At 41.3% G+C, this 19392-nt stretch carries 17 protein-coding genes; 5 read left to right on the forward strand and 12 right to left on the reverse strand.

Features of this window, described 5'->3' with window-relative positions:
- Window positions 1-48: 48 nt before the first annotated feature.
- Genes MK395_RS03425 through ylqF form a run of 3 tightly spaced genes read right to left on the reverse strand, consistent with a single transcriptional unit; the run spans window position 49 to window position 3233 of the window.
- Window positions 49-1599, reverse strand: coding sequence for a ClC family H(+)/Cl(-) exchange transporter (locus MK395_RS03425; protein WP_268711274.1), 1551 nt, complete (start codon window positions 1597-1599; stop codon window positions 49-51).
- Window positions 1600-1615: 16 nt separating this feature from the next.
- Window positions 1616-2395: a ribonuclease HII gene (locus MK395_RS03430; RefSeq protein ID WP_268711275.1), complete on the reverse strand. Its 780-nt coding sequence runs from the start codon at window positions 2393-2395 to the stop codon at window positions 1616-1618.
- Window positions 2382-3233, reverse strand: a complete 852-nt coding sequence (ylqF, locus tag MK395_RS03435; protein ID WP_000201310.1) for a ribosome biogenesis GTPase YlqF — start codon at window positions 3231-3233, stop codon at window positions 2382-2384. Before ylqF ends, MK395_RS03430 begins: the two co-directional genes overlap by 14 nt.
- A gap of 215 nt (window positions 3234-3448) precedes the next feature.
- On the opposite strand from ylqF, the gene mazE reads away from it, so the two are divergent.
- Window positions 3449-3664 carry a type II toxin-antitoxin system PemI/MazE family antitoxin gene (gene mazE / locus MK395_RS03440; protein WP_049500423.1) on the forward strand — a complete coding sequence of 72 codons (216 nt, stop codon included), beginning with the start codon at window positions 3449-3451 and terminating at the stop codon, window positions 3662-3664.
- A complete protein-coding gene (locus tag MK395_RS03445; protein ID WP_195215697.1) occupies window positions 3648-4004 on the forward strand; it encodes a type II toxin-antitoxin system PemK/MazF family toxin in 357 nt (118 codons plus the stop codon). The genes mazE and MK395_RS03445 overlap by 17 nt, the downstream gene beginning before the upstream one ends.
- 33 nt (window positions 4005-4037) lie before the next feature.
- Here MK395_RS03445 and MK395_RS03450 read toward each other — a convergent pair whose 3' ends face one another.
- From MK395_RS03450 to MK395_RS03470, 5 genes are all read right to left on the reverse strand, one after another.
- Window positions 4038-5216, reverse strand: a complete 1179-nt coding sequence (locus MK395_RS03450; RefSeq protein WP_268711276.1) for a hypothetical protein — start codon at window positions 5214-5216, stop codon at window positions 4038-4040.
- 17 nt (window positions 5217-5233) lie between these two features.
- Window positions 5234-8887, reverse strand: a complete 3654-nt coding sequence (gene addA, locus MK395_RS03455; RefSeq protein WP_268711277.1) for a helicase-exonuclease AddAB subunit AddA — start codon at window positions 8885-8887, stop codon at window positions 5234-5236.
- Window positions 8884-12159, reverse strand: coding sequence for an ATP-dependent nuclease subunit B (gene rexB / locus MK395_RS03460; RefSeq protein ID WP_268711278.1), 3276 nt, complete (start codon window positions 12157-12159; stop codon window positions 8884-8886). Before rexB ends, addA begins: the two co-directional genes overlap by 4 nt.
- 106 nt (window positions 12160-12265) lie before the next feature.
- Complete coding sequence (locus MK395_RS03465) at window positions 12266-12685, reverse strand: EVE domain-containing protein (RefSeq protein WP_268711279.1); 420 nt, start codon at window positions 12683-12685, stop codon at window positions 12266-12268.
- Window positions 12678-13139: a MarR family winged helix-turn-helix transcriptional regulator gene (locus MK395_RS03470; RefSeq protein ID WP_268711280.1), complete on the reverse strand. Its 462-nt coding sequence runs from the start codon at window positions 13137-13139 to the stop codon at window positions 12678-12680. The genes MK395_RS03465 and MK395_RS03470 overlap by 8 nt, the downstream gene beginning before the upstream one ends.
- Before the next feature lie 146 nt (window positions 13140-13285).
- On the opposite strand from MK395_RS03470, the gene MK395_RS03475 reads away from it, so the two are divergent.
- The 3 genes from MK395_RS03475 to MK395_RS03485 all read left to right on the forward strand — a co-directional run bounded on the left by MK395_RS03475 (window position 13286) and on the right by MK395_RS03485 (window position 15908).
- Complete coding sequence (locus MK395_RS03475; RefSeq protein WP_044020785.1) at window positions 13286-14095, forward strand: Cof-type HAD-IIB family hydrolase; 810 nt, start codon at window positions 13286-13288, stop codon at window positions 14093-14095.
- Window positions 14096-14236: 141 nt separating this feature from the next.
- The gene (locus MK395_RS03480; protein ID WP_268711281.1) at window positions 14237-15145 is read left to right on the forward strand and encodes an ATP-binding cassette domain-containing protein; all 909 of its coding nucleotides are present in this window, start codon (window positions 14237-14239) and stop codon (window positions 15143-15145) included.
- A 10-nt stretch (window positions 15146-15155) separates the two neighbouring features.
- Complete coding sequence (locus MK395_RS03485; RefSeq protein ID WP_044020787.1) at window positions 15156-15908, forward strand: ABC transporter permease; 753 nt, start codon at window positions 15156-15158, stop codon at window positions 15906-15908.
- Window positions 15909-15946: 38 nt separating this feature from the next.
- On the opposite strand, the gene MK395_RS03490 is transcribed toward MK395_RS03485, so the two are convergent.
- The 4 genes from MK395_RS03490 to aguB form a co-directional block, all read right to left on the reverse strand.
- On the reverse strand, window positions 15947-16825 hold the full coding sequence (locus MK395_RS03490) for a sensor histidine kinase (RefSeq protein WP_044020789.1): 879 nt from the start codon (window positions 16823-16825) through the stop codon (window positions 15947-15949).
- Window positions 16825-17523 carry a response regulator transcription factor gene (locus tag MK395_RS03495; RefSeq protein WP_268711282.1) on the reverse strand — a complete coding sequence of 233 codons (699 nt, stop codon included), beginning with the start codon at window positions 17521-17523 and terminating at the stop codon, window positions 16825-16827. The genes MK395_RS03490 and MK395_RS03495 overlap by 1 nt, the downstream gene beginning before the upstream one ends.
- Before the next feature lie 106 nt (window positions 17524-17629).
- Complete coding sequence (locus tag MK395_RS03500) at window positions 17630-18367, reverse strand: TraX family protein (RefSeq protein ID WP_084921875.1); 738 nt, start codon at window positions 18365-18367, stop codon at window positions 17630-17632.
- Window positions 18368-18511: 144 nt separating this feature from the next.
- The gene (gene aguB, locus MK395_RS03505) at window positions 18512-19387 is read right to left on the reverse strand and encodes an N-carbamoylputrescine amidase (protein ID WP_049478254.1); all 876 of its coding nucleotides are present in this window, start codon (window positions 19385-19387) and stop codon (window positions 18512-18514) included.
- Window positions 19388-19392 lie beyond the last annotated feature (5 nt).

Here is a 19392-nt window from a genome sequence, read left to right on the forward strand (position 1 = left end):
AATCCTTTCAATAATATTTTACGTAAAATAAATTATGTAAACAAAAGCTTACAACAACAAATCTTTGACTTTTCCAATTTCACTTTTTGGAATGACCAGATGAATCATATCACCCAGATACATTCTGGTTGATCCGTTAACTGTTTGGCTCTTGCCATTATGGACTTGGGTGGTGATGAGTACGTTATGTGGCAAGTTGAGTTCGTGAACCTGTTTTCCTGCTATTTTATCTGATACAGGGATTTCAATGAGGGTGACTTCTCCTTCATCTGTCGCTTCTTCTGGCAGCATTTTTTCTAGCATGGCCTCATAGACTGGCGCACCTTTAAGTAAATCCATGATGATATAGGCAACTAGGGTTACCAATCCAAGTGGCATGAGGTTGCGAATATCTCCAACCATCTCAGTTACGAGGATCATGGCAGTTAAGGGAGCCTTGGATATTGCCCCAAAGTAGCCACTCATTCCCAGAATGACAAATATAGGGAATTGTTCCTGACTGACAAGTCCAAGATTAACACAAATGACACCGACTAGGGCACCAAGCAAGGAACCAAGCGCCAAAATGGGAAGGAAAATTCCTCCTGGGAGACCACTTCCATAACTAATCATGCTCCAAACAAAGCGAATCAAAAAGTAAGCTAATAGAAGCTGAAAACTAAAATCTTGCTCAGTCAAAGAAAGAACGACCTGATTTCCACCACCAAGAATCTGTGGCAAGAAAATCCCGACTGGTATGATAAGGATAAAGGCTAGGATTGGATAATAAGCTTTATCCAAATGGATTTTTTGACCAATCCAATCATAAATTCGACCAACATTGAGTACAGCTTTCTCATAGAGAAAACCAGAGAGTCCTAGAAAAACTCCCATAACCAGGTAAATCCAATACTGGTCTAGGGTCATGAGGGGGATGTTATCTGGCATATCCAGTACGGGTGTTAGGCCAAATATGAGCAGAGAAACAAAGTTTGCTACGATGCTGGCTGCTAGAGTTGAGACCCAGAAAAAGCGTGAAAAATGGTGATAGACTTCTTCTACAACAAAGAGGAGACCTGCGATTGGTGCATTAAAGGCAGCGGCTAAACCTGCAGCAGCTCCACTGGCAATCAGGGAACGTTCCTCTACTGGGCTAGATTTGAGCCACTTGGCTATACCTTTACCACCAACTGCTCCAAGTTGAATACTTGGGCCTTCTCGACCTAGCATAAGGCCACTGGCAATAGCAAGAATCCCTAATACATATTTCTTCCAGAGAACACTCCACCAGTTAAGAGTCATCAGTCCCTTTAGTTCGGCTTCGACTTGAGGAATTCCTGAACCCTTGATATCTTTTTCTGACCGAGTTAGTTTCGCACTAAGCCAGCAAACGATTAAATAAAATAGACCAATGATAAAAAGATTGCGCACTTGGTGCGCTTGATCTTGATAGAGTCCTTGTATCAGATGGAAACCCTTTTCGATTAAGAAACGAAAGGATCCGACGATTAGCCCGACGACGAGACCAACAATGATTCCTCGTCCAACTTGGGATAATATGGTGCTTGAGGCAAAGGCAAATTCTTTCTTGGAGCTGAGTATTTCTGACTGTTCTTCCATAATCATTTCCTCCAATTTAACTTTCTTTGTTTGCTGCGACCAGTGATTTTATCGGTTCAAAACTGGTCCGATGAATGGGAGTAACTCCTTGTTTATCAAGACCTTCTAAGTGATTTGCCGTTCCATATCCAGCATTAGCAGCGAAATCATATCCAGGATACTGGTTGTCATAATCCTTCATTAGATTATCCCGTGTCACCTTGGCCACTATAGATGCAGCTGCGATTGAGAGGGAGTTGGCATCTCCTTTGATAATGGAGGTTTGTGAAATTGGTAACTCCAGTTTCATGGCATCTATCAAGAGGTGATCAGGCTGCGGATTGAGCTGGGAGATTGCTTCCTTCATGGCTAGTTTGGTAGCTTCATAGATATTGACTTGGTCGATGACCTGATTATCCATGATACCAATCCCGATTGATAAAGCTTGGTCTTGAACGGCTTGATAAATTTCCAGATGTTTCTTTTTGGGGATCTTCTTGCTATCGTTGAGGCCTCTAATCTTACAATTTTTCGGCAAGATAACGGCTGCAGCGACTACGGGTCCAGCCAGAGGACCACGGCCGACCTCATCAACACCTGCTATTAAGGTCACTCCTTGCTTGTAAAGCTCTTTTTCATAGGAAAGCATGGATTCCAGACGAAGATCCTCATCCAGTTCAGCCTGAATGGCTTTTTTACGCTTGTTAATTTCTTTTTGAACTCCAGAACGACTATCCTTTTCCAGTTCAAGAAAAAGGGGATTGTCTAATTCTTTGACAGTGGCAAGAAGTTCTTTAATTTCTTTAATCGTCGTCATCGATGTCGTCCAATGTATCTAAGGTGTAGTTACCGAGTTTTCCATCACGGACTTCCTTGACGAAGAGGCTGTAAAAGCGGTCGTAGTCGTCTCGGAAACCAAGGGCACGGGTCATATCCATGATGATAACAGGTGCTTCTTCTTCTATCTTCATTTGTTTGAAGCGTTCAGCTAGCTTTTCTGGATAATGTTTTTTGAAATAATTGAGACCAAAAATGGTCACTTCATCCATTGGGAGTAGTTGATCTTTAATTGCTCCAGTCAAGGCTAGTTTCAAAGCAACGGTTTCGTCTTCGAACTTAGGCCAGAGAATCCCTGGTGTGTCTAATATTTCAAGGTCTTTATTGGTTTTGAGCCATTGTTGCCCCTTGGTAACACCTGGTTTATTGCCGACAACCGCAATCTTTTTCCCAGCCAAACGGTTCATGAGAGTTGACTTACCAGCGTTTGGAATTCCGATAATCATAGTCCGCAAGGTTTCGATCTTAATACCGCGTTCTTTCTGGCGTGCAATCTTATCAGCCATGAGCTTTTTAGCAGCATCAGTAACAACTTTTACAGTCACTTGCTCTTTGGAATTGATAGCCAGAGTTTGGATTCCCTGTGATTCAAAATACTGACGCCATTCTTTGGTCATTGCAGGATCAGCAAGATCCGCCTTATTTAAAATCAAGAGTTTAGGTTTATCCCCCACAATCTTGGTTAACATAGGATTTTGACTAGATAAAGGTAGCCGAGCATCCACCAAAATCGTCACAAAATCAACAAACTTAAGATTCTCCTGAACTTGCCGCCGAGCCTTAGACATGTGACCCGGAAACCATTGAATAGTAGCCATAATATTTTCCCCTTCCGACTAAAAAAAACGTAGTAAAAACGTTTTCTTTCTTACTACCTATTCTATCATAAATGAGGAACTTTTGCACAGGCTTTGACCACAATAAATGACAAATAGTATAGGTCCGACGCATCCTTGATGCCAGTAACGATTTACTTGACTTTTTTCGCCAACAGGTATATACTTAGTGTATACAATTTCGTGGAGGTAGAGCAATGAATACAGTAAAGACTCGGAAGGTGGGGAATTCGCTCACTGTGACCATTCCTAAAAATTTGGGGATGACAGAAGGTCAAGAAATGGTCGTCTACAAAGGGATTGACGGAGTCATTGTCTTAGCTCCAAAACTGAAAGATCCTTTTGATGGATTTACTGATTTGAGAATGACAAATGATTTTGAAGGGGTAAGGTCACTTGATAGCGAAATCTGACTATATTCCTGAAAAGCAGGATATCATTTGGCTGGACTTTGATCCATCAGTCGGTCGAGAAATCCAGAAACGGCGACCTGCCTTGGTTGTTTCTAGGAGAGAATATGCCTTGCAAACTGGTTTTGTGGCTGTCTGTCCCATCACTCATGGCCAACAACGTTTGGCTGAAAAAGGCTTGCTCGTTCCTGTCTCGTCGGACAAGGTAGATGGCGCTGTCAATCCATTTCAACTGTATACCTTTGATTTTCGGATGCGTAATGCTCAAAAAATAACAAGAATGGACACACAATGTTTTCAGAAAGTCATCCAACTTTACCAGTACATCTTTGGAGATACTTAAATCCTACCATGCATAGACAAGGTAGGATTTTTTCTATATGAGTAACCTATCTAAGAACGGGTGAAGGCAATTGAGAAGAATTCCTCTAATCCAGCTTTCTTGTGCAGATGATAGATGTTCTGCCTGAAGGCATTCTTTTAGAAAATCGCGGACTTGTTCTGGTGCAATTTCAAACTCAAAGGCTTTCATCTTGTAGAAAAAATCGATGAGATGCTCAGATATGTGATCATCTGAAAAGGGTACTCCTCCACTTTTTCGATATTCTAATAGGAGCCGAGAAAATCTGGCTTTTTCATCTGGTAAATTACGAAAATAGGAATTAAGAAGCCAAGTCTGCTTCTGCTTTCGTTCAATAGGATCTTGATTTGCAATCCGCTGATCTTTTTCCAGCTCTTTCTGGTTTTGTTTAGCCTTGATAGCCCGTTCTTCTCTATTCTTACCAAAGAGGATTTTTTCCCATTTTCGTTCTTCTTGGGTCAAGGTTTCTGTAAAGCCAAAGTAATCTTGATAGGCTCGTTCTGCAAGTCCCATGGCAAGAATGAGGTTGTCAGCGTATTGCTTGGCGATTTTATCTCTCTTCTTGCGTTCTTTCTCTGCTTGAATCCGTAGATGCTGCTCGTAGTCGATTTTCTCCTTGCCTAGTTTGACAAGGTAGAGTTGGTCATCGGTCTTACCAAGTAGAAAAGGTTTGATACACTTTTCCAGCACTTCTTCCATACGAGCCTTCTTATTTGGATCTGCCTTGGTCCAACTTCCACCTTGAAAGACTTCTAGGAAAAGCTGGTAATCTTTCTCAGGTGCGAATTGATTGCCACGATTGGCTTTGAAAACACCTTTCTCCCAAAACCATTTTAGAAGTCGTTCGTCAAAGTCGCTTTTATTGACCTTGATTTTTTCCTTTTTCTGAGCCTTTCTGGTTAGGTTTTCAAGTTTTCTGAGAAGCTTGTCTTCCTCTTCCAGTTGCTGATCGAGGATAATACGATGAAAATGACGGACGCAGTCACTACCGATTGGAAAGAGGCGTTGGCCTGTGACACCATTAAAGAGTTCGTAGGCGTATTTTATGGCATTCCCGCAAACACAATTACTACGGCCAATGCCATTAAAAATCAAGGAAACTTCATTCCATTCCTTGGTAGCTTGATCCCAAGTATCGGCTTTTGAAGCCTGTAAAACCGCATCGTGCAGGGATTTTCTAACTGGAAGTGTCATGAGGTCTCCTTTCTAGGTTATACTTTTACAACTTGAACCTCGTCTTTGCCGAGCAAAATCAAGTATTTTTCTATGTTTTCAATCGAATAGGCTCTAGATAAAGCCTCTCCGTATAAGGCTAACTGACCACGATAGCGGTCTATGAGTTGACTTGGTTCATCGTAACGGTCTGTTTTGTAGTCGAAAAGAACGATGCGATCCTCATAAAGCAGATAGCCATCCAAGATTCCACGGACAACGAAATCTTCCTTACTCTTTTGATCTTTTTTGAGCATGGAGAAAGGTTGCTCGCGGTAAAGATGGCTGGTATTAGCGAGAATTTCCTGACCAAGTGCTGTATCAAAGAAGGCAAGAATTTTAGAAAGATTGATCTTGTCTCTAACAGCTGGACTAGTCTGAACTTGTTTGAGAGTTTCTGTCAGGCTAGCAAGTGTTGGTTGCTGAATGAGGTCAATTCTTTGCATGAGTTCGTGGGTTGCACTACCAATCTCAGCTCCAGTTACCTTTTCTTTAGTTGAAAAATCTGGTAAATCAAAGCTGATTTTCTTTTCCGATGATTGAGTTTGGTTAGTAATTTCTACCCCTTCCATATCCATAACCGGTTCGTAGAATTTCTTGATTTGGCTTGGGGTTTGAACACTTGGTAGTTCAATGGCTGCGCGGTGAAGAGTATTATAAACTTCCACCTCTTTCAGCATTTCCAAAGCTTCTTTGATAGTTTCTGACTGGCGATTGTCTGCTTGAGAGCTATCTTGGAGAGGGCTCTTGTTTTCCAATTGACCAATAGCTTCTCTAGTCAACAGGTCTTCACCAACAAAACGATAGCTAAAGTTGAGATTGTCCTTGGTAAATACTTTACTGATAGCCCAGACCCAATCTTGGAAATTTCTTGCTTGCAGTCTGGTATTGCTATCTAATTTTCCATTGTTTGCTGCTGGGTATTCCTTGGCTTCTAGCTTTTCGCGAGAGCCCTTGCCAACAAGATAGAGCTTTTTCTCAGCCCTTGTCATGGCAACATACAGCAGACGCATCTGCTCTGAATAGCTAGCCAGTTGCAGTTCTTTCTCATTCTGCGTATAGGTCAGGCTAGGAATGGAGAGTTTGATGGTTTTAGGATAGTGTGCTTCCACTGCTCCTGTTTCCACCTTGGCAATGTATTTGACACCAAGCCCATTTTGACGGCTGAGAATGACGTCTGACATCGAGTCTTGCTTGTTGAAGTCCTGATCCATGTTGAGGATAAAGACATAAGGAAACTCCAGTCCTTTGCTCTTGTGAATGGTCAAGAGTTCCACAGCATCTTTAGGCGGTGCGACGGCTACACTTGCGAGATCGTGCTGGGCTTCTAGGACTTGGTCAATCATACGGATAAAACGAGACAAGCCCTTGAAATTACTCTTTTCAAACTGGTCAGCTCGTAGAGCTAGGGCATAGAGATTGGCCTGTCTAGCTGGACCGTTTGGCAGGGCTCCAACATAGTCATAGTAAAAACGGTCGTTGTAAATCTTCCAAATCAAGTCATAGAGAGAGTGGGTTTTGGCATACAAGCGCCAAGAATCCAAAATATCCATGAATTGATTGAGTTTTTCAGCTAGAGCTGTATAAATCAAGTTTTTCTGACTTGTTGCCAGTTTTTGAGCATTGACCAGTTTCTCATAGAGATTTTCTTGGGCCTTATCTTCTATTTTCTGAAGGGACAAGCGTGCCAACTCGTCCTCATCGAAACTAAACATAGGAGACTTCATCAGAGCTACCAAGGCATAGTCTTGCAGGGGATTGTGAATGACGCGCAGGGTGTCCAGCATGACTTGTACTTCTAGGGATTGGAGGTAGTTGTTTTGCTCACCGTCGGTTTTAACTGGAATTCCGTACTCAGACAGGGCAAGTAGAATCTGGTCATTTCGACTGCGACTGGAAGTCAAAAGGGCAATTTCCTTAAAGGCTACACCTTTCTCTTGATGGAGCTTCAAGATTTCCTTGATGACCAGACGCATTTCACCAGTTAGTTTCGATTCTGTTTGGCTCTCTTCCTCCTCTTGCCCACTATCGTCCTTATCGTAGGGGAGAAATTCTGCCTTGTTGTCTGGATTAGGAGCCAGCTTGGTATTAGCAAAAACAAGCTGGTGCATGCTATCATAGTTGATTTCGCCGACCTCTTGGTCCATAAGGCGTCCAAAAACATCATTGGTTGCTGATAGCACTTCTGAACTGCTACGGAAATTTTCCTTGAGGAGTATCAACTTACCCTCTTTAGGATTTTGCGCATAGCGTTGAAATTTTTCATTGAAAATTTGGGGATCTGCCTGACGGAAACGGTAGATAGACTGCTTGATATCTCCCACCATAAAGCGATTGTGACCATTCGACAGCAATTCCAGCATTCGTTCTTGAATGTGGTTAGTATCCTGATACTCATCGACCATGACTTCGTGGAATCGTTCCTGATAAGCCTCGCGGACTTGTGGGAAATTCTCTAAAATCTCAATGGTGTAATGACTAATATCAGCGAATTCAAAGGCATTTTCCTGGTGTTTGCGTTCACGATAAGCCTCCACAAAATCACTCATAAAGGTTTGGAAAGTTTTAGCTAGCTCCCAAGTATCTTCATGATAACGTTCTTGGTAGTCGAGAATGGTTATCTGGTCCGCTAGTTGTCCTAGTTTAGCAAACTGGGTCTTTCTCTCTTCGTTGTAGGCATCAGCCAGTGGCTTCAAATCGGCCTTACGACTGGAGTTAGCTAGAGATCGACCATTTTTCTCCTTAGAGATGGCGATAATACGCGCAAGCACAGCTTGATAAGCCTGGCTATCGGACTCTTGATTTAAGGAGCCAATTTCATCCAGAACCAGCTGCACATTTTCTAAATAGGCAACTTTTGGAAACTCCTTGGCATCGTTATCCAGATGATAACGGAAGAAACTTTCCAAGTCCCAAAGCGCCTGCTTGATTTGCTCAGTTAGTTTGTCTTTTTCATTTGCAAAGTCAGCTTCTTCAAACCCTTTGAGGAAAGACTCGTTCAGCCATTTTTGGGGACTGCTGGTGGATTGAAGGAAATCATAGATTTTGTAGACTTGCTGGCGCAGACCTCGTTCATCCTTGCCACGTCCAGCAAAGTTTTTCACTAATCGACTAAATTTCTCTTTATTTTCACCTTGGTAATGCTCTTCAAAAACCTGATGAAAAACTTCGTTCTTTAAGAGTAACTGTTCACTTTCATTTTGCAAAATACGGAAGTTCGGTGCGATATCAATCAGATAGCCATGTTTGCCAAGGAATTTTTGCGTGAAGGAGTCCATGGTTCCGATGGCAGCGTTTGGTAGATCTGCCAACTGGCGTCCCAAGTGTTGTTTGAGATCGACATCATCGGTTTCTTGTATTTGTTGGCTGATTTTTTTCTCCAAACGTTCCTTGAGTTCTGTAGCAGCCTTGACGGTAAAGGTCGAGATAAAGAGTTGGCTGATTTCCACACCACGTGCTAACTGATCCAGAATACGCTCTGCCATGACAAAGGTCTTCCCTGAACCAGCAGACGCTGAAACAAGGATATTTTGCCCTGCGGTATAAATGGCTTCGATTTGCTCGGCTGTTTTCTTCTGTTCCTTGCTCGAACTTGCTTCTGCTTTTTGCAGTTTTTGAATTTCTTCCTCAGTTAAAAAGGAAATGGGCTTCATCGATTCAACTCCTCTCTTATTTTTTCAAACCAAGCTTGCTTGAGTTTTTCTCCGACCAGACGTTTGCCGTCAGACAACTCTAATTTCTCAGGGAAACGGGCTTGTCCCAAGTGGTAATTTGCTTCAAAACCTGTGATGGCTTGGTGTTGCTGGACGTATGGAGCAATACTTCTGCCGTTTTCTGTATATGGATTGATGGCAAACTGGCCTTCTAAAATCTTCTCAGCTGCCTTCTTGTACAGATGGGCATTATAGTCTAGTAGGAGCTGGAATTCCTCGTCTGTCAGCTGATTGGCCTTGTTTTTGTTATAAAACTCTCCCAAGTGACTGCTTTCTTTCTCTAAAAAGAGTCCCTGGTATTTCATAGACTTGCTGACTTCTGCTACTGCTCCTGCCAGACTTTTAACAGCTAATAAAGATTGGACAGGCTCAGCCATTTCCAAGTACATGGCACCGAAAAAGTTCTGCTCCCCTTCTCTTTTTAGGGCAGCAAGATAGGTGGGCAATTGGGAATTAAGCCCATTAAAGAAATTCGGAAACTGGAACTGGGTCAAACTAGACTTGTAGTCCACCACTCCTAGCGCTCCATCAGCTTTCAAACGGTCGATTCGGTCAACCTTGCCTCGCACATGGACACTGCGACCATTATCCAATTGAATAAAGGCTTGATCTTTACCACCAAATGTTGCCTCTTCCTGAATGGTTTCAATGGCTGGATTATGACGTAGGATGTGGCCAGTGGTCCTAGCGACATCAAGAAGAACTTCCTTGGTAAACTGGGCTTCCAAACTTTCTTGATAAATGGCTTCAAATTCCCGTTCTTGACTGGTTTCCTTGATAGCTTGCTCCAAACGTTGGTCAAATGGTTTTTCAGCAGGGAGTTTCAAGGCACGTTCAAAAATACGATGCAAGAAATTCCCGTGACTGCGAGCATCAGGACGTAGGCGCAATTCTTCCTGCAAACCTAAGACATAACGGAGGAAATAACTGTATTCATTGCGGTAAAACTCCGTCAAACCAGACGTAGACAGGTAAAACTCCTTGTCAGCTGGATAGAGAGCCTTCAAGGTCTCTTTCTCTAATGGTTTGCTGCTTGGGCTAGTTGGGAGTGCAGGATTTGTAAGACCTTTTTGATCAAGTTTTTTCCCCATCACACGCGCTAGAACCTTGACAAAGGTCACATCTTCTTCATTTTCACTAGAACCCGCCTGCTGATGATAGGAAACGAGACTAGACAAGAGACTGTGATAAGAACCCATATCATCCTTAGACAGACTTTTTTGATTAATCTTCTTCTCTAACCGGCTAAATCCAAAACCCACCAGTTCCTGAAGATAGGCTGATTCCTTGCTCTCATTTTCATTGAGGAGACTTGGAGCTGACAAAATCAACTGCTTACGAGCAGCATTGACTAAAGAAAGCATGGTATAGCGATTTTTCTTGAGGTTTTCACTACTTGCAATCAGTAATTGCGCTCCCTCCTCAGTTGCTTGGTTTAGACTTTGTCTTTCTTCGTCTGTCAAAAGACTGGTGTTTTGCGCAATTTTTGGCAAATGATCCTGAGTCAGCCCAATGGCATAGACAAAGTCAGCGGTCATAGGTGCAATCAAATCGTAACTCTGCACCAGAACAGTGTCAACAGTTGCTGGAATGGTACGATACTGGGATAAGCTCATTCCAGAATGGAGCAAGGCTAGGAAATCCTCTAGACTAACCTGTGTACCAGCGAAAACGGTCGCAAATTGTTCTAAAACATGGCAGAAAGCCTTCCAAACTTCGGCTTGTCTTTCCTGTTCTAGAGTTTCCATAGTAGCTGTCAATTCTTGCATCTGCTTGCTTAAAGCAGCATTTTTTAGAAAAGTATTCCACTTTTGCAAGAGATTTTCAGTCTTTTGCTTCCGACTGGCAAATAAGGTTTCAAGTGGCGCCAAAACTCGCAGACGAAGAGAATTTAAACGCTCTAAATCAAATTTTCCATGGTGGGATTTGGTAAAGGTCTGCTGAAAAGCTGGCAAGCCATTGATGCCAAGATAGCGGAGATATTGCTCAAAAGCATCAATATCCGCTTGGCCAAGGTCAGTATACAAACCTGTTCTGAGGAGATTAATCAAATCCTCCTGACGGAAACGGTAACGTTTTAAACGTAAAATAGACTCCACATACTGAGTCAAAGGGTGGTGAGCCATGGATTCACTTCTACCAAGATAGAAAGGAATCTGATACTGGTCAAAAATAGTTTTCAGTGATAGCTGGTAAGATGCCACATCACCTAGCAAAATACGGAAATTCTTGTAACTCAGTTCTGGATGGTCATGTAATTTCTGACGAATGCTACGGGCTACTAATTCCAGCTCTTCTTTTTGCGTCAAACAAGACCAGATTTGCAGATTTTCACGGTCCTTCTCATCAACATCTAAAGCGAGTTCTGAAAAGTCATAAGAAGACTCCAGCAAACGAGAGGCTTTGTCAAAACTATCCATTTTCTCATGTGTCTGAGAACGATCCTGAGCAGGTGTTTGGTATTTTGCCCCCAAATGATGAAGAAATTCCACACTGGCTTGGTAGAGATTCCCTTCAGAGAACGGACTGGTATAGGCTTTCTTGCTTGCATAGGCCCCAATAACAATCTCGGCACCTTTGCGATGAAGTAGATCCAATACACGCTCTTCCTCGGCAGAAAAACGGGTAAAGCCATCAATAACCAAGGCAATCTGACTGAAATCACTACTTACCTTGTCATTCTCAATAGCCTCAATCAAATGGGACAACTGACTTCCCTGAGCCAACTGACCTTGATTAAGATAGGCAGTCACTTTCTCAAAAATCAAGAGTAAGTCTGCCCGCTTGTCCTCATCTGTCAAACTTTCCAAGTCCAAAAAGCTCATCTGAGCAGTCGTCATCTCATGATAAAGTTCAACCAACTGCTGGATAAATTGAGGATCCTGCTTTATAGCACCATAAACACGCAAGTCCTTGGGATCTAGTTCCGCAAGACATTTATAAAAAGCCATCCCAAGACCGATGTCATCTAGACTCGTCTTAGCTGGCAAATCATTTAAAACCAGATAACGAGCCATCTGAGCAAAACGCGTAACAGTAATCGCAAAAGAAGCCTGCTGGGACAAGCATTCCAGAACGGCGCGTTCCTTTTCAAATGAAAGAGAGTTGGGGGCGATGTAGAAGACACGCTTGCCCACAGCAACTAGCTCTTCCGCCTCTCTAGTCAAGATTTCTGTCAAAGAAGTCCGAATATCAGTATACAGTAATTTCATCTCTGCCTCGTTTGGTTTATCAAAGTTTCTTACTCTATTATAGCAAAGTTCGCTTCACAGTCCAAATCCAAAATTCTAGTTGACAATCATTTAATTAGCAAATCAATCATGCTTCATCATCCACTTTCATATGCTGAAAGATATGGAGGAAAAAGTCTTTGGAAACTTCAAAATGCCCATAACGGAGTCGAGAAGTATAGTCTTTCCATTCAGGATGTTGTCTGGCTATTTCTATGGAACAATCTTTGACTGGTAGATAATACTCGACATTTCTTCTAAAGGGAAAGAATCCTTCAAATTGCTCTACTTGATAGGCCTTGTCGTCTATAATTTTACCTACGGCCACAAAAGCCTGTAACTTATCTTGACTGTTCATATCGTATTTCGGACTATAGTATAAAAGATAGTCACCTTTTTTCATACGGTTTAAGGGGCCGCCCTTTCCATGACAAACCTGGCAAAAATTCCCTTCAACTCCTCTTAAAACATGATTCTTCGAAACAACTCCGACCCAATATCTAGGCATTTTTATCCTCCAACTCTACTAACATGCGATTAAAAACCTCTCTATCGTTAGATAGTTTTTCAAAAAATTCTTCATCAATCCCTTCTACTAAAGGTAAAGCTTGATTAACCTTCTCCACACCTAACTTCGTCACTAGGACCAGTTTTGCCCGACTATCCTTTGGGTGTTGATCACGTCCAATGTAGTCCTTCTTCTCCAGTAGCCTAACAATCTGGGAAACCGTCATGACATCCATACCGGTGAACCGAGCAATATCAACTTGCGTTACATATTCCTCTCTATTAGACAGAAACAAGAGCGAGGTTAAAACGATAAATTGGGGCAAAGTGAGGCCAACCGATTTCAAGACTCTTTTTAAATTGCTTTCCCACTTGTTGTAGACTTTTATGAAAAGAAGACCTGTAGATTCTGTTTCATCATTTTTGTAAATTGAATTAAAGTGATACTTTGACATTATTTCTCCTTAAATATTAAGTATACATATTATATAAGAATTTATTTTGTTTTTCAAGAAAAGGAAAGTCAAATGTTACTATTCTGTCAGACATTTCATAGTCTATATGCTATAATAAAAGCAAAACACCTAGAAAAGGAAGTCTTATGATTAAACTACTAGCCTTGGATATGGACGGAACCCTCCTTAACGAAGCCAAGGAAATTCCACAAGCCCACATTACTGCCATTCACCAAGCCATTGAAAAAGGTGTCAAACTGGTTCTCTGTACAGGTCGCCCGCTTTTCGGTGTCCTTCCCTACTATAAAAAACTAGGACTGGACCTCCAGAATGAGTATGTCATTGTTAATAACGGTTGTTCAACTCACCAGACCAGTGACTGGAGTCTAGTTGACTGGCAAGAACTCAGTCCAGCCGACATTGAATACCTTTATGATCTAGCAGAAAAAAGCGACGTCCAGTTAACTCTTTTTGATGAGAAACATTATTTTGTCCTCGGTGGCAAGCCTAATGAAATTGTTCAAAATGATGCCAAGCTAGTCTTTTCAGACCTGACTGAAATCTCCCTTGAGGACGCGACTAGTGGCAAGTATCGGATGTTCCAAGGCATGTTTTTAGGAACAAAAGAGCAAACAGACGATTTTGAGCAGCGGTTTGCTGAGGAACTCTGCCAACGATTTAGCGGAGTTCGTTCACAGCCTGTCATTTATGAAGCCATGCCACTTGGGACTACTAAGGCTACTGCTCTTTCTCGACTAGCAGAGATTTTGAAGATCGAGCCCTCAGAAATTATGGCCATGGGCGATGCCAATAACGATATCGAAATGCTTCAGTTTGCAGGGCTTGGCATTGCTATGGGAAATGCCAGCGACCATGTCAAATCCCTTGCTAATGACGTTACAGATAGCAATGAAGAAGAAGGCGTTGCGCGTGCCATTGAGAAGTATATTTTATAATTGAGAAGCCCAGTTCATGTCAACTGGGTTTTGTTTTTTTAAGAATCACAAAACTTTAGAAACTCTTTAGAATTACTTGATATTTCTTTGATTTCTATACCTTATACTAAAGTTAGAAAAATAAATCAAAAGGAGAAAATCATGAAAACAGTACTCGAAATTCATGGACTGACCAAAGAATTTGGTAAACAAGCCATTCTTCAAGATCTTAATCTAACGATAAAAGAGGGAGATATTTATGGACTAATCGGAAAAAATGGAGCAGGTAAAACTACTCTTATCAAAATCATTACACAACTACTGTTTGCGGATAAAGGAACTGTTTCCCTCTTTTCTAGTCAATCGGAAAATGAGTGGACCAAGGGCTTATCTCGAGTAGGTTCAGTTATCGAATCACCTGTAGCTCATAATCACTTAACAGCCTATCAAAATCTGAAATATTATTGTATGATCCGCCATATTTCAAATGCTGATAAAGTTATTCAAGAAACACTAGATTATGTAGGTTTGTCTGATACAGGTAAGAAAGTCTTTCGTGATTTCTCGCTAGGAATGAAACAAAGACTTGGTATCGCTATTGCTCTTCTGTCCAAACCCGACTTCCTTATTCTTGATGAACCTATTAATGGTCTCGACCCAATTGGAATCAAAGAATTTCGTCTCATGATCCAGCGGCTAAATCAAGAAAAAGGCATAACCATCCTCATCTCTAGCCATATCTTGTCAGAACTCTATCTCTTAGCTAATCGCTTTGGTATTCTGGATCAAGGTAAGATTATCCGTGAAATCAGTAAAGCTGAGTTTGAAACACTGAGCGAGGATTATATTGTGCTTAAAACAAGCGACAAGGAAAGAGCTTGTCAGGTATTGAAAGAACAAATCCAGCTCCAGTTTAAGGTTGTAAACCCTGAAAAGGAAATCCATATCTTTGGTAATGAACAAGATGTCAAACAGATTCTTAAGCAACTAACTTTGTCCGATGTTGCTATTGATGAGATTTACTTTGCCCGTCAAAACCTAGAAGAATACTTCACCCAATTGGTAGAATAGGAGAAAAATCATGATACATACCATTCAAGCAGATTTTTACCGTCTTTTCCGCTCAAAAGGATTCTGGATTACAGAATTCATTCTCTTTGTACTTATGTTACTGGGTGCTACTATTGGAGCTACAGGGCATCTAATGTCAGTTCAGGCAGCACCACCTGAGCTTCCTACCCATGGTTGGAATGGGATAGAAGCTCTAATCAACGCGTCAAATAACGGCTCAAACCTCGTTTTCCTCTGTATTATTCTAGTGTGTTTAGTTCTTGGGGTTGATCTAATCGGCAAGCTTTATAAAAATAGTTTGACAGTTGGCGTTTCTCGTACAGAATTTTTCCTTGCTAAATTCTTTGTACTAGCAAGTATCGCTCTCTTACAACTCATCACCAGTCTTGTGATTGCCTTTATTCCCGCGACTCTACTAAACGGACTTGGTACAATGCCTGATGGTTTTGTTACTAATCTCCTCTTGACGATTTCCCTTCAATTTCTATGCCTACTCGCTTGGCTTTCGATTGTCTCCTTTATTCTCTACCTAACTCATTCTTATCTTGCCGTATTTATCGGCTATCTAGTTACCTCTATCATCCTTTCTATGCCAATGCTTATCTTTCCAAATATCGCAATTTTACGATATCTGAGCTTAAATTTTGCCTATGCCATGACTGCTGATAGTCAAGCTATTCTCTATACCATCACGGTTTGCGTAACAGTCATACTTTTCTTCTCTTTCAGTGGACTGACTATTTTCAAGAAGAAAAGCTTATAAAAAGGACCTCCTCTAGGATATAGAGGAGGTTTCTTTTGTTAAAAATAAATAAAGACCGAAAACCATTCTCCATCAGTGGCTAGCTTCATTTCCGCTCCAAGAAGATGAACCAATTCCTCAGTAATATAGAGACCTAAACCAGAGGATTCTTCGGTATCTGACATATTTTCAGAATAAAAACGATTGCTGAGATTGTCTATATTCTTGATAGATTTTTTGACTAGATTATCAATTTCCAAAGCAAGCCTATTGTCTTCCTTTTTCAAAGAAAGCCGAGCCTTCTCCTTACCGTGCTTGAGAACATTTCCAAGAAGGTTTTGTATAATTCGATCAAGCAAGTCCTCATCAGTCGCCGTTTTCAATCCTGGTTCAACATTAAAATCAAGAACAATCTGTGAAGATTGAAAAACGTCGTAATAAGCTAAAGTCTTTTTCGTTATAAAAGTTGATAAATCAAGTTCTTCCAGTTTCGGTTTGACTGCTCCTTCCATCAAATGACGGTATTCTAGGAGGGCCTCCAAACGTTTGGAAACCAGTTCCTGATGATGGGCTATTTTGCTTAAAGTTTCCTGACTATTATCGGGGTGTTTTATTAGTTGTTGAGTATATCCTGAAGCGATTGTTAAAGGTGTCCGAATATCATGAGCAATGTTACTGATTGCCATATCTAGGGTGCGTTTTTCACGCTTCATGATTAGTTGGTTTTGCTCCACTTCTTGAAATAGATTCTCAATTTGGTTATGTAGACGCAAAATGGTCTTTGAAAAGAAATTTACACCGATCCTCTTCATGCTACCAGAGCGAATCTTTTCTTCAATTTGTCTGCTTAAATCTCTAATTGCTATATGATAGCGAATCAAAAAAATCGCCAAAATAATATTAGTAAGGAGCAATATAGATATCAAAATGTAAATCATTACTTATCTCCTTTTAATCGAACACCAACTCCCCAAATGGTTTCGATGTACTCGTGATTTGGATCCAGTTGATGCAGTTTTTTACGGAGATTGCTTAGATGGGTGTTGAGCGTATTGTCTCCAGGCAGGTAACTTTCTTCCCAAATCAATTCATAGAGTTCTTCTTTGGTGAAGATCTTTTTAGGATGCTGGTGCAACATTTGGAGAATCTGGCACTCTTTCTTTGCAAGGCGAATGGTTTCAGTTGCGTTACTTATTTCAAAACTATCCGCATCAAACTGGATATTTTTAAAATTTTGTACGAGGTTATCAATTTCTCTTCGATCTTCTGACTGATGTTCACCACTTTGGCGTAATTGAACAGTGACTCTGGCAAAGACTTCGTCCAAATCAAAAGGTTTTACTACATAATCATTGGCACCATCTAAGAGATATTGGCTGATGAGCTTTTTATCACCTAAAGCAGTAAGCATGATGACCGGAGTCTGACTAGTTTGTCGAATAGCTTGCAAGACTTGGTCGCCATTTTTCCCAGGGAGCATGATATCTAGCAAAACGAGATCAATGCCACCTTTGTCAAATTGCATGATACCTTCTGTCCCAGAAAATGCTTGAATCACCTCGTGTTCCTCTGCAAGAAGGGTTCTTAAGATTTCCTGGATTTCATTATTATCTTCAATTACAAGTATGCTCGCCATAAACCTCGTCCTTTCTAAAACTATTATAACATGTTTTGTTGGGAATTCCAGATACAGAAAAGCTCCTCTCGCATTTTAAGCAAGAAGGAGCTAATGGATATTGAATCTACTTAAGCAAATAAGCAATCAAAGTTATAATCCATAGATGAGCTGGGTAGAAAATATAAAAGAAATATTTACTCCAACTAGTTTCTTTTCCTCGCTGTCCATTATACAAAGCCATAAAAGGAAATACGGTGATAAAGAGCCAGTCAGAATTGTAAAGCATCATTTCCAGTGTTTGGTGCCAAGTGTCGTAAATTTGGATGGAAGTCACTAACAAGAAGGCCCACAGAAAGGCATAGAGGAGATTTCGCAAGCCCTTGCGATTTCGACAAGAGTAACTAATCAAGAGAAATGGTAGCATGGTGATGCCACCCTCGGTAAAAAGACACCCGAAAATCAAGAGCCCAGCAAGCCCAATACGACGCCACAACTTCTCCTTTTTATCCAACTCTTTTCTGGGAAAACCAATCCAAAGCATGGTGACACCGATGGCCAAAGTCAAGAAAATATTATTAGTAACCATTACACCCTTAGAGGCAAACAGAGTATTGAGAAGGCTATTTCCAGCAAACATGATCAGCGCCCAACTCCAAAGACGGATGAGGTAGTTTTTCAAATTTCGAGTATGGATGAAGCCTTCCATAGCCATATAGGCAAACCAAACTCCGACACAACGGGTCAAGGCGTGAAAGATACCTTCCCACAAAGGAGAAACGATTCCGGTGATATGAGGGATATGGTCCAGAACCATTACTGCCGCCATCAGATACTTCAACTGCGTTGCATTCCATTTTTTCATAATAAACCTCTTTCTTTTTGATCTACATAGAGTATAGCATACATTTCCACGTATAATCGTACACCCATCTTACATTTAAAAAGCCTATCTTACATTTTTGTAAGACAGGCGTGAATATTAAATGTTTATTATGAAATTTACCTTCTAGTCCGTAATTCGTTGGTACATTTCGGGTCTTCTATCACGAAACAGTCCCCAATTTAGGCGCTCGCTTGCTCCCTTATCAAGGTCATAAGTTGCTAACAGAACAGCTTCTCCTTGTCTTTCAGCTCTCTCTAGAATAGCTCCTGTTTCATCCGTCATAAAGGAGGAACCGTAGAAGTCAAGACTGGAACTCTGTCCACCATTTTCCTCACTAGGAGTGACTTCTTCCAAGCCATAGCGATTGGCTGCAATAACTGGGACAATATTAGCTGCTGCGTGCCCTTGCATGGTACGTTGCCAGTGACCACAACTGTCCGTATCTAAGATAGGCTCTGAACCAATGGCTGTAGGATAAAAGAGCAATTCAGCACCATTCAAAGCAAGACAGCGCGCTGTTTCAGGAAACCATTGATCCCAACAGATACCAATCCCAATCTTAGCGTAGCGAGTATCCCAGACCTTGAAGCCAGTGTTGCCAGGCGTAAAATAAAACTTTTCTTGATAATAATGGTCATCTGGTATGTGGGTCTTCCGATAGACGCCCAGCACTTCTCCATCAGCATCAATGACGGCGATTGAGTTATACAAGACATTGCCATCTTTTTCATAGAAACTGATCGGTAAAACAACCTGTAATTCCTTAGCAAGCACTTTAAAATGCTGAATGGCTGTATTTTCTGTCACTGACTGGCCATACTGGTAGTAGTCATACTGGCGTTCCTGACAGAAATAGGGACGTTCAAACAGCTCTGGCAAGAGGATGATTTGTGCGCCTTGTTCTGCAGCCTGACGTACTAAACGCTCTGCGGTTTGGATATTTGTTGTCACATCCTTGGCACATTGCATCTGGATCGCTGCAACTCTTACATTTCTCATCTTTT

This window comes from Streptococcus oralis (genome assembly GCF_026782085.1).
GTDB lineage: Bacteria > Bacillota > Bacilli > Lactobacillales > Streptococcaceae > Streptococcus > Streptococcus oralis_DA.